The organism is Paenibacillus sp. NPDC058898 (genome assembly GCF_049316025.1).
Lineage (GTDB): Bacteria > Bacillota > Bacilli > Paenibacillales > Paenibacillaceae > Paenibacillus_AQ.
On the sequence record NZ_JBMOSM010000006.1, the window covers coordinates 289,251 to 300,795 of the forward strand.

Here is an 11,545-nt window from a genome sequence, read left to right on the forward strand (position 1 = left end):
ACTGTCAGGAGTGGATGTAGTAGTGAGTAAGCCGGTTATGCAGGTCGCTCTGGTCGTTGGACCGGATTGCGATATGGAGAGCCAAGCCGTAAGGGCGGCTCTGGAATATTTCGGAGTGCGCGTTTTTACATATTGGATCGGGAGGCCGAATGATCTGATCTCTGTCTTGTCAGGTGATGATGTGTATGAAGGCACCGATATGATCCTGTTGAACTTTCACGGGGATGAAGGCAGCTTGATCATGCCGGAGCTCGGCGAAGAGGTATACGAGGAGGATGAACCGAGGGGCGACTTCGGACCAGGCGAGATTCAGCATTATGCGAAGCTGGACGGAAAGACAGTAATTGCGAACGGCTGCTCGCTGGGAGATCCAGCACTGGCCGAAGCCTTCATGGAGCGGGGCTGCAGGATGTATATCGGGCCGGATGATTACCCGGACGGCAACGATGCGCTGATGTTCGTTCTTCGGCTGTTCTATGAAATCGTTCAGCAGGGCCGGGACGTAAAGGAAGCCTTTGTTCGAGCGGTAAAGATGAGTGATGAGCTATCCATGTACCGGCTTTATGAACGACAGGAATAATAGATAAAGATTCTACACCCCTGCTCATTCCCAGTAGGGGTGTGTGTGCCAATATAAGTACGACAGAGTACCTCTAGTATCTAGATTACTCGTGCTATCCATTCTTCTCCTCGAAATACTCCTGATACTGACTCGGCGTGACGTGGGCGTACTTTTTGAAGATACTTATAAAATACTTGTAGTCACTAAATCCGATATCCTGCGCGATGGTATAGACCTTGTTATCGCCTGACTTTAGTAAATCGATCGATTTCTGAATGCGATAGCGATTGAGAAACTCGTTGAAGGTATAGCTGGTCTCTGCCTTGAATTTCTGGTTCAGGTAATAGGCGCTTAAGCCGATCTCTTCCACGAGGTCATGAATACTGATCTTCTTGGCATAGTTCTCCTGTACATAGGCGATCATTTTGGCCACGTATTTCGAGGTTTTGGTTTCTTTCTCCAGAAATTTGCTGTTTAGAATCTCTTCCTTTTCCTGCGGATGATTGGAGATCACTTCATATTTGCGGACTAAATCCACTTTGGCTTTGGCCGATTCGAGTGCCGCGACCAGCTGCTCATCCTCTAAGGGCTTCACTAGAAATTCAGTTACGCCTAACTGGAGTGCCTGCTTCGCAAGGTGGAATTCATTATATCCGGAAATAATAATGCTGCTGAAGGTATGCTGCTGCAATCCTTCCCGGATCATCGAAATGCCATCCATGATGGGCATGGTGATGTCGGTTATGACGATATCCGGCTTTAGCTCGCGGATCTTTTCATAGCCATCCTGTCCATTCAGCCCTTCTTCAATGACGATGCAATCGTATTGAAGCCAATCGATGCTGAAACGTATCCCCCTACGAATCATATCCTCATCTTCGACCAGCAGAACTTTAAACATGATATCCACTCCATTCGTAAGGAATCGTAAGTGCCACGCAGGTGCCTTTTCCTTGTGCGCTGTCAATGTGAATGCCGGATCCTTCGCCATATAGAAGCACTAAACGTCGGTGAACGTTGTACAGACCGATATGCTGCGTCGTGTTTGTCTGGCTTTGCAGGAGCTGATTCACTTCCTGAAGCGTCTCTTCACTCATGCCTTGCCCGTTGTCGCGGACTTCCAGAATCAGCTTGTCTGTGGAAGTGTAGATATGGATCTCGATAAGCACATGGCTCTGATCCTGATACCCATATTTGATAGCGTTTTCGATAATCGGTTGCAGCAGAAGCTTGGGGACATATACATCCAGTGTTTCCTCCGCTACGGTAATCCGATATTCCAGCCGATCATTGAACCGAATTTGCTGCAGCTTCAGGTAATCCCGTACATAATTCATGTCATTCTTCAGCTGGACATTGCGATCAGGTCCGATGCTGTATCGAAGCAGCCTGGATAGGATCAGCACGATGTCCTGCGCTTGATTCGCATCAATCTTAATCGCATAGCGCAGTGTCTCCAGTACATTGAATATAAAATGCGGGTGGAACTGTGATTGCAGCTGCTTCACCTCAATAATCGTGCTGAGCTCGGACAGCTCTTTATTTTTCTCGATCAACTCTTTCAACCGATCCAGCATCACATTGTACTCATCGCCCAGAATTTGAAACTCGTCATTCGTCTGAATGTCGACATAGTCATTGAAGTTTCCTTCGCGCAGCTGTGCCAAGGCATGAATTAATTTATCGATCGATTCGGAATTGCGGGTCGACATTTTGTTCGCCAGGAACTGGATCAACACCCACAGCAGCAGGCTGGCAGCAAGAACAAAGAAAGAGACCGTATAGTAGGTGTATTGCTCCGACTTATAGGAGTTCAGCGTAATGACTTGAATCGGCGTATCAGGGATCCGCTTGGCATACATGTAGTACTTGCCTTCGTTTAGCAGAACATGTCCCTTGTTATCGAGCTTGGGGCTGAATTTGTTGAGAACGCCTTTGGTTACGTTGCTGGTCGTGGCAATAATGGTGTTATGTTCATCGGTGATCATGGCGATCTCATTATTTTGTTCGAAAATCATCTTCTGAATGTCGGATTCGTACAGCTGGTAGATGATATAACCTATCGTCCGCTTGTCCTTAACGATGGCTTTGCCAAACGTATAACTTGTATCGCGATCATGCGAATAACGAAAGCTGTTCATTTCGGTTAGCGTGTTGCCGGGCCGCTGATCGATCCGATGAATGAGATTGCCGAAGGCAAAATTGGAATACAGCGCATCCGCTGGAGCGGAGCTTGCCAGGAAGACCCCATCCGTATTGACGACATGAAAAATGCTCTTGACCTTCTGCTGGTTGTTGAAATCATAAAAGGCAGAATACACTTGTTCGCTGCCCAGATGCGAGCTTACATAATTGATCACGGTAGGAGAGACGGCCATCCGATTAATCTCCTCGTAGTACTGATGATACACACCGGATATGGATTGACTGATGGACTGGGCGGCTTCGGTCGTTTTTTGGGTTAGGTTCATTCTGCCATTAATAATCGTGAATGCCAAAAACAATACGATTAAGATGGAGAACGGGATCATCGTATAGATGCGAAATAAATGACGGGTTGATTCCTTGAAGTTGCGATAATGTGTAGGTTTCATGCTGCCCTCCATCTGCGATAAGGCCCTCGACTCTATTATACTGACTGGCGGTATCCGCAGATCATCCAAATACATCCAAGCCGCCCCCTCATGCTGCAGGTGCCGACTTGGATGTAGTCTACGTTATGAATTCATCACATTTACATGGAAACTTCTTTTTGCCCGGAGAGCTTCAGGAAGACAAGCAGCGACACTACCGTAATGACGGTAAGAATCGTGGATAAAGCCGCCGCCACGCCGTAGTTACCGCGGATGACCTCGGTATATATGGCAACCGTTACGGTCTTGGTCTTGCCTGTATAAAGAATGATCGAAGTGCTTAATTCGGTAATGATGGTAATCCAGCTCAGGATCGCGCCGGAGACTACGCCTGCCACCATCATCGGAAGCGTAATCTTGAAGAACGTCTTCATCTGGGAAGCCCCCAGACTGATGGCTGCTTCCTCGATCCCATCGTTAATCTGATGCAGAATGGCCGCGCTGGATCGAATCGTATAGGGCAGGCGCCTGATAACAAACGAGATGATCATGATGACGGCTGTTCCGCTCAAGGCCAGCGGCTTATTATTGAAGGTGATTAATAGAGCGATCCCCAGAATGGAGCCGGGAACGATATACGGGAACATCGTGAAGATATCCAGCGTGTTCGTTAGCGCATTCTTTCTTCGAACGGTTACGTAAGCAATCAGTATCGCTAACAGGATAATGACGACCAGCGACACGATCGCTAGGAAGAACGTGTTCAGAATGACGCCGCCAATATTACTGAAGGCATCCCGATAGCTTTGGAGCGAGAACCCTTCGACGAAGATTCTGCCGTTGGATTTCAGGAACGAAGTATAGATGACATAGAGCTGCGGCAGCAGCGCGATTAACGTATACAGATAGATAACGGCATGAGCCGCGATATTGCCGATGCCCTTCTTCTTCTTGGCTTCAATCGGATGCAGTGCGCTCATCGTAAAGGATTTACGATTGGCTACGAATTTTTGCAGCAGGAATATCGTTGTGGCGAACAGAACGACAATGACGCTGATCGCCGCCGCAAAGCCGTCATCACCGCCGACCTCACTGATGAACTCGTTAAAGATCAGCACCGGAACGGTCTTGTATCCCTCACCGATCAGCATCGGCGTACCAAAATCGGCCAGCGCACGCATGAAGACGAGCAGGCCGCCCGCCAGCAAGGTTGGCGTAATGAGCGGGAGGAGCACTTTGCGCATTTTGCCAAAGCCTGAATAACCCATGCTTTCGGCTGCTTCCATTAGCGATTGGTCCATATTCTTCAGTGCGCCTGATACATACATGAAGATAAGAGGGACCATCTGCAAGGTCAAGACGACTAAGATCCCCGTAAATCCGTATATATCCGGCATTGTAATACCGAATGTGTTGCTAACGAATTTCGTAATGACACCGCTTCTGCCCAGCAGCAGGATCCAGGAGTAAGCTCCAATGAAAGGAGCCGACATCGAGGAGATCAGAATCATGACCCGAATGGCCGAACTGCCTTTAATCTTCACCGTTGCCATGATATATGCCAGCGGCGTTGCGATAATGGCGGCAAGCAAGGTTACGCTGACGGTGACTTTAACGCTGTTGAACAGAGCGTTTAAATAGTAGGGCTTACTGAAAAACTTCGTGAAATAGGCGAGGGAAAAATCGCCAGTCGTACCATTGTACACACTCTTGAACAGCATCGTAAATAAAGGCAGGGCCAGAAACAGAATGTAGAACGCAAATATCAGTAACGAAATGTTGGTCCAGACATCAAATCGTTTGCGCGTCTCTCTCATAGCCGAGCGCCCCTTGTATAGTTCAGTTCGCCTGCCGCATCATAGACATTAATCTTCTCTTTCTTAGCCTTCAGATAGATAACTTGACCAGGCTCGAGGATATATGACGTTTTCGATTCTTGTGTGATCTCCACGCGTTGACCGGACGCCAAGTCTACAAAATAATGGGTGTTCTGCCCAAGAAATACGCTGTGTACAATCGTCGCTTCCATGCCGGTTTGGTCCTCGGTCAGAATGAACTCTTCCGGCCGAACCGAGATTTGAACGTTTAGCGTATCTGCCTTGGCATCGGATTTCGGAACCTCAATGTTAGACAGCTCTTCCATATAGCCGGAGCCGAGGTGCAGGACATAGCTGTCTGCCAATTTTGTTAAAGTACCCTCGAGAATGTTGGTACGACCAATAAAGGTAGCAACGAATACGTTCGCAGGACGTTGATAAATCTCCTGTGGCGTCCCCAGATGCTGAATCACGCCGGATTTCATGACCGCAATCCGATCAGATACCGCCATGGCTTCCTCTTGATCGTGCGTGACGTAGACGGTGGTAATCCCGACTTCTCTCTGAATGTCTTTAATCGCGTTACGCATGTCGACCCGAAGCTTGGCATCCAGGTTGGATAGAGGCTCATCCATCAGCAGGACATCCGGGCGGATGACGATCGCTCTGGCTAGCGCAACGCGCTGCTGCTGGCCGCCGGATAGGTTCTTCGGCATGCGATCTTTATAGGGCTCGATCTGAACGACCTTTAAGATGTTATCCACCTTGGCGTTAATCTCCGCCTTGGATAATTTCCGATTCTCCAGTCCGAACGCGATGTTTCCTCTAACGTTTAAGTGAGGGAAGATCGCATAGCTCTGAAAGACCATCCCGATATTCCGCTTGCCCGGTTCCACCTGGTTAATGACACGCTCGTTAAAATGAATGGTTCCGCCTTCAATGCTGTTGAAGCCGGCGATCATACGCAGCAGTGTCGTCTTGCCGCACCCGGAAGGCCCGAGAAGGGTGAAGAATTCACCCTTTTTAATCTCCAGGGACAGCTCGGGAATGACGGTTGTGTCGTCGTATTTTTTGATTAAGTCTTTAATGGTTATAGTTACGCTCATGGTTGTCACCTGATTCTATAGTTTATTTAACGCTAGTAAACAAATCGACATAACGCTCAACGATCTCAGATTTATGCTCACTTACATAGTCCGTATCTTCATCAATCATGTGGATCTCTTCATAGGGCTTCATGTGGTCGCCAAGCTTCGTATCTAGGCGAAGTGGACGGTTCGTTAATTGCGTGCCGAACGCATCCTGCGCTTCTTGAGACAGAATGAAGTCGATGAATTTCTTGGCGTTGTCCATATGCGGTGCATCTTTGATAATAGCGGATCCCGCATCCAGGAATACGGCGCCTTCTTTTGGATATACGATTTCTACCGGAGCGCCGTTCTTTACATAAGTGCTGGAAGGGTCTTCATAGGTAAGGCCGACTACATATTCACCGTCCGCCACACTTTTGTGAACGGCACCGGAACCGCTTGCAATTTTGCCGTCCAGGTTCTCAATCAGTTGACCAACGTAGTTCCAGCCTTGTTCATTCTCATAATCGCCGCCCATCGCTTTCAGCATGTTGGTTAACTGAGCGAAAGCGGAGCTTGAGCTTGCCGGGTCAGCGGAAGCAATCTTCCCTTTGAGCTGCGGATTCAGCAAATCCGCATAGCCTTCGATTTTGATATCACCGATCAGGTTTTTGTTTACGAGCAGCACGCTGCCATCCGAGATATATGGAGTAGCAAAGCCCGACGTATTACGGTGACCTTCAATCAGGTTCTTGTCTTCAGGTGATACGTAAGGCTCGTATAAAGCTTCATTTTCGCGGAAACCTGCCATAGAACCACCAAACATCACGTCAGCGTAAGGGTTCTGCTTCTCGGACTGTAAGCGCTTAATAATTTCGCCGGTACCAGCCGTTACAAGCTCAACTGTAATCCCGGTCTGCTTCTCGAACATCGGAATGATCGTCTTGATGATCTCCTCGCTATTCGGACTGTAGATGACGAGTTTATTGGACGATCCCGAATCGGACTCGCTGCTTGCACAACCGCTAAGCGCCCCCATAATCAACACGCAGGTTAACAGTAAAATCGATAGCTTTTTCATGTATAATCCCCCTTGAACAAAAGTTCATTTCGTAATTGCATGTTCATTGTAGCAGTATTGGTACCGTTTACATAATCCCATAATCCGCAAACATCGTCTAAAATACGCAACCCATTTTGGAGTGGAAAGAATCTGAGCAGGTTACTTTTAAAGAATTCTTTCAGATCCGTTAGGGCAAGATATGGTTTGGAACAACGTCTGGCAAGATGGAGCTGTTCCTATCACAATTTCGAGGGAGTGAGATGGATGGCTAATAAAAATGATCGTAATCAAAAGGTTGATTCTGACCGCGACAACGCCAAAATGGATATTGACGCTGGAGAAGCCTTAGGGACTGCAGGTGGTGGTGTCGTAGGTGCTGCTGTAGGTTCCGTATTGGGTCCAATCGGCACGATTGCAGGTGGTATCGCAGGCGCAGCATTGGGTAACAAAGCTGGCGATGCTGCAGATAATGACGACAACGATTCAAAATAAACGGCGTTAACACTACCAGCTGTAAGAGTACGAATAAGAGGACCGGTGGAATTCCATTCCGGTACCCTCGATAATTTGTAGCTGTATTGTTAGCAAAGAACCGCGCTCCCGCGCGGTTCTTTGATTTTTCGTATAAGTTCTATGCAGTAGTAAATTTCAACTCATTTTTGCTTGACATACCACTACATGACGTAGTAGATTATAATCACTACATCGTGTAGTGATTAAGTTCGTTATGGACGCATAACGACGTAAAGAGGTGTTCACCGTGAACCAAGTACAAAAATTATCGGATACTGAAACGGAGCTAATGGAGGTGATTTGGGAGTGTACACCGCCTGTCACATCCACCGAACTGCTTGGTCTGTTTGCCCAGAGAGGAAAAGAGTGGAAAGCGCAGACCATTTCCACCTTCCTATCACGCTTAGTGGACAAAGGGGCACTTACGGTTACGAGGCATGGACGGACAAATAAATATATGCCTCGCATTTCACCTGAAGATTATAAGCTCATGGAAACGCAGCACGTGCTGGACGGATTATATCAAGGCTCGGTTAAAAATCTAATATCAGCTTTGTATGACGGCGAAAAGCTTTCAGATGAAGATATTGCAGAGCTGAAGCAATGGTTTTCGCAAAAGTAGGGGGTGCTTATGAATATTATTCTTGAATTGCTGTTGACCCTTACCGTTGCTGGAAGTGCCGTCGTAGCCTGCATTCTTGTACTACGGATCATACCCATCAATGCCTTTCCTACAAAGTGGCGCTATGGGATGAGCAAAATGGCAGTAGGCTTTTATCTTTTACCCGTAGTCCTTGGTATGCAGTGGATTTCACCGCTTGTTACATTCAATGCAACAGAAACCGCCCCCATCATGAACGAGTTACCTTCAACTGTGCAACATGCACTGCCTAATCCGTATTCAAGGATTAATCCGGTGCAGCTCATCCCAGAACAAACCATTTCAGCAAACGTAGCCCTTCCCCTTATTATCTTATGGGCAATCGGCGCTATGGCTTTTGCTGCATGGCAGATGTATTGTTATCGCAGATTTTTAAAGAAACTAGAACATACGCGTACCAACGTTCCGATTAGCAGCGAAGCGGCTAAACAGCTCCCTTTCATCAAGGAAGCCCTTAATGTGAAAAGCAACGTCCGGCTTGCCTACAGCTCCATCATTCGGAGTCCTGTTCTTGTCGGCCTAAGGAAACCAACTATTTATCTCCCTATAGAGAATACCGTTAACATGGACATGGTGATCCGTCATGAGTTGATCCATCTGAAACGGAAAGATTTATGGGTCAAAGCGTTCACGCTCTTGGCCAGCGCCTTACATTGGTTTAACCCCTTGGTGTACATTCTTCGCAAGGAAATTCACACATGGAGCGAGCTGTCTTGTGATGAAGGAGTCGTAAAAGAGATGTCTTATGCCGAGCGAAAACGCTATGGAGAGACGATCTTAAACGTTATGGTAGGATCAAGGAATTTACCCGTGCAATTTTGTGCCTCCTTATCCGGTGACGGGAAACAATTGAAAAGGAGATTAATGATGATGCTTAATGTAAAGAAACAAAAAAAGAAAACACTGTATCTCTCGATAACAGCGGTGTTTTTGGTTGCTGTAATTAGCACATCAGCAGCGGCATGGGCTTCTAGCAATACGCCCAAAGTCATTGGAAATGAGGGAAGTCATTCTGAAGCTCAACCAAACGAAGTAGCCAAAGAAGCGGCTCCTAAAGCGCCCTCTTCTAATGACGTAGTTGAAACTGAAGGAAACGGTGTTGGAACTCAGCCAGAAGAAGCTCGTCCTGTGCCTGCAGTTGAGAATGAAGGAAATAATGTTGAAACTCAGCCAGAAGAAGCTCGCCCTGCAGTTGTAGCAGAAAATAAAACAATCACTGATAAACAAGGCAATGAAACCGTGGCTGCACCTAAAAACATAGGTGCAAATGAAAAAAGTAGTGCTGAATCTCAAGCAAATGTAGAACCAGCTCTCCCTGTAGACGATGGTTATAGGAAGTCCCACCCAAATGAAATCCCACCGGGAACTTCTATGACGGTCAGATCCATGACACCTCAAGAAAGAGCTTCAATGGAGGAGCTTGAAGAGGAATTAAGAGCCACGTTGACGCCCGAGGAGCTTGCTGAGTATGATCATGAATATTCTCATCCAAATGAGATTCCCCCGGGCACTTCCATAACGGTCAGATCCATGACACCTGAAGAAAGAGCTTCAATGAAGGAAACTGAAGAGGAATTAAGAGCAACATTAACGCCAGAAGAACTCGCTGAATATGATTTTGATAAATAAGAAACCGCCATTTTGAAAAAAGCACTGCCTTTAGGGCAGTGCTTTTTTTGGGGGTTATTCAGAATGGGTCGACCATGAAAAAGCTGCACTTCTTGAATTAGCCTCGTTCGTGCTTGTTTTAATTTGGAACGTATGGTTACTATAGCTGCCTGTGTCAATGGTAACAATCGAATTTCCAGCTATATTTGGTTGCCACCAACTGACACTGCTATTGGTTTGACTTTTTATGCTTAAATTAACGGATGGCATCGTGCCTGGCAAATTCCCTACAGCTATCGAAACATATCTGTCCGGAGAGGGAATAAATGCATGGCCGACATTTGCTCCTTGGGTTCCATCCGTATTAATAGGGACACTCACATTTCCACTCCAGCTATCAGACAATATACCAACGTCAAAGAGACCTACGTCCTGGTTTCCATTCGCTCTTTGCTCAAACAGGACGATCTCTTCCGGAGTCATAGGTCTGACCGTAATGGATGTTCCAGATGGAAAGATTGCTTCTTCTCCTTCTGAGGTTGCAAAAGCGGATACCGAAAGTGACAACATCAGAACCATTGTAAGGACAAGTGAAAAAAGTTTTTTCATTAGAGAATGATCCTCCTTAAATTTAATATTTTTTTAATTACTAGATCAGCTATTCAAACAACCATATAAAAGAACTCACCTCCGCCTCCTCTATATGAGCTACCCCTCTTTTCTAAGGCAAGTATCTAGTAGGTTCAAAGCTTCTTGTTAGTTACCTTGCTTGAGATAAGTAAGGTAGCTTGAACGATGTATGTATCCAATAGAGCTAATCTACTACTAAAACGATTTATCCTAGCAACATATGACGCTTTTTTTAAAAATATAATTTTTCTGACGATCATACATAAGGAAAATCGTGTAAATATATGTTAATATTTTACTATAATGGTAAACTGCCTGATTTAAAACTTCGTCAAGCAGCTAATGAATAAAATAAAACGGAGGAGGGTACACGTGGAGCAAGAACAATGGTTATATTTCTTACGCACTAATTTCTACGATTTAGACCACGACACCCAAAAATTAGCCTATGAAGCTTATCGGAATTTGGTCTATCGGGACATTTATTTTCTGACACGAAGTCATGAACTGGCAGAAGATGTTGTACAGGAGACGTTCTATAAAGTGGTGGTTAAAGCCCCTCAACTGCAAGACACTAAGCATTTGAAAGCCTGGATGATTAAAATAGCTAGGAATTATGCCTATGATTTGTTAAAAAAAAATAAAAAATATCATCATCTTAGAGATCCTCAAGTCGTTATTGATATGAAGGCCCCTTTTTTACGCCCTACTGTAGCCGAGCAAGTGGAAGATCAGATTCGGAAAGAAATACTACTTGAAGCTCTAAATGAGCTAAGCCCCGAGTATCGTCAAGCTTTGTTTCTATATTACATCGAAGAAAAACCATATAAGGAAATTGCACAGGAGCTAGCAACAACGGAACAAGCTTTAGCTCAAACGATGGTCAGAGCAAGAAAAAAATTGCACCTCTACTTTTCAAAAAGATGGGTTGATGCTGATGAGTGACGATTCAAACATAACGATGAACGGTTAATTAGAGCAACAACTAAAGAAGGAAGGTGCTCCCCTCTTTTTCACTTAATACAGAATGGCATCAGATAGCATCTGT

11 protein-coding genes are annotated in these 11,545 nt (G+C 45.9%); 5 read left to right on the forward strand and 6 right to left on the reverse strand.

The features are described 5' to 3' along the window. The first annotated feature begins 22 nt into the window (after positions 1-22). Positions 23-580, forward strand: a complete 558-nt coding sequence (locus tag ACOZB4_RS18535; RefSeq protein WP_379412308.1) for a delta-aminolevulinic acid dehydratase — start codon at positions 23-25, stop codon at positions 578-580. A 94-nt stretch (positions 581-674) separates the two neighbouring features. Here ACOZB4_RS18535 and ACOZB4_RS18540 read toward each other — a convergent pair whose 3' ends face one another. The 5 genes from ACOZB4_RS18540 to ACOZB4_RS18560 form a co-directional block, all read right to left on the reverse strand. Next, positions 675-1,463 (reverse strand): response regulator transcription factor, encoded by a 789-nt coding sequence (locus ACOZB4_RS18540; protein WP_379412311.1) that lies wholly within the window; start codon positions 1,461-1,463, stop codon positions 675-677. Continuing rightward, complete coding sequence (locus ACOZB4_RS18545) at positions 1,456-3,156, reverse strand: sensor histidine kinase (protein ID WP_379412523.1); 1,701 nt, start codon at positions 3,154-3,156, stop codon at positions 1,456-1,458. Before ACOZB4_RS18545 ends, ACOZB4_RS18540 begins: the two co-directional genes overlap by 8 nt. A 140-nt stretch (positions 3,157-3,296) precedes the next feature. Then, the gene (locus ACOZB4_RS18550) at positions 3,297-4,952 is read right to left on the reverse strand and encodes an ABC transporter permease (RefSeq protein ID WP_379412313.1); all 1,656 of its coding nucleotides are present in this window, start codon (positions 4,950-4,952) and stop codon (positions 3,297-3,299) included. Further along, positions 4,949-6,058, reverse strand: a complete 1,110-nt coding sequence (locus ACOZB4_RS18555; protein WP_339270827.1) for an ABC transporter ATP-binding protein — start codon at positions 6,056-6,058, stop codon at positions 4,949-4,951. The genes ACOZB4_RS18550 and ACOZB4_RS18555 overlap by 4 nt, the downstream gene beginning before the upstream one ends. Before the next feature lie 22 nt (positions 6,059-6,080). Further along, positions 6,081-7,103 (reverse strand): ABC transporter substrate-binding protein, encoded by a 1,023-nt coding sequence (locus tag ACOZB4_RS18560; protein ID WP_076322737.1) that lies wholly within the window; start codon positions 7,101-7,103, stop codon positions 6,081-6,083. A gap of 246 nt (positions 7,104-7,349) precedes the next feature. Here ACOZB4_RS18560 and ACOZB4_RS18565 point away from each other — a divergent pair, with 246 nt between their 5' ends. From ACOZB4_RS18565 to ACOZB4_RS18575, 3 genes are all read left to right on the forward strand, one after another. Continuing rightward, the gene (locus tag ACOZB4_RS18565) at positions 7,350-7,577 is read left to right on the forward strand and encodes a hypothetical protein (RefSeq protein WP_379412318.1); all 228 of its coding nucleotides are present in this window, start codon (positions 7,350-7,352) and stop codon (positions 7,575-7,577) included. 268 nt (positions 7,578-7,845) lie between these two features. After that, on the forward strand, positions 7,846-8,220 hold the full coding sequence (locus tag ACOZB4_RS18570) for a BlaI/MecI/CopY family transcriptional regulator (RefSeq protein ID WP_215164245.1): 375 nt from the start codon (positions 7,846-7,848) through the stop codon (positions 8,218-8,220). Positions 8,221-8,229: 9 nt separating this feature from the next. Next, positions 8,230-9,888, forward strand: coding sequence for a M56 family metallopeptidase (locus ACOZB4_RS18575; RefSeq protein ID WP_379412322.1), 1,659 nt, complete (start codon positions 8,230-8,232; stop codon positions 9,886-9,888). Between the two features lie 54 nt (positions 9,889-9,942). Here ACOZB4_RS18575 and ACOZB4_RS18580 read toward each other — a convergent pair whose 3' ends face one another. After that, positions 9,943-10,476 (reverse strand): hypothetical protein, encoded by a 534-nt coding sequence (locus ACOZB4_RS18580; RefSeq protein WP_076322740.1) that lies wholly within the window; start codon positions 10,474-10,476, stop codon positions 9,943-9,945. A gap of 393 nt (positions 10,477-10,869) precedes the next feature. On the opposite strand from ACOZB4_RS18580, the gene ACOZB4_RS18585 reads away from it, so the two are divergent. Further along, complete coding sequence (locus ACOZB4_RS18585) at positions 10,870-11,442, forward strand: RNA polymerase sigma factor (RefSeq protein ID WP_379412325.1); 573 nt, start codon at positions 10,870-10,872, stop codon at positions 11,440-11,442. Positions 11,443-11,545: the final 103 nt, after the last annotated feature.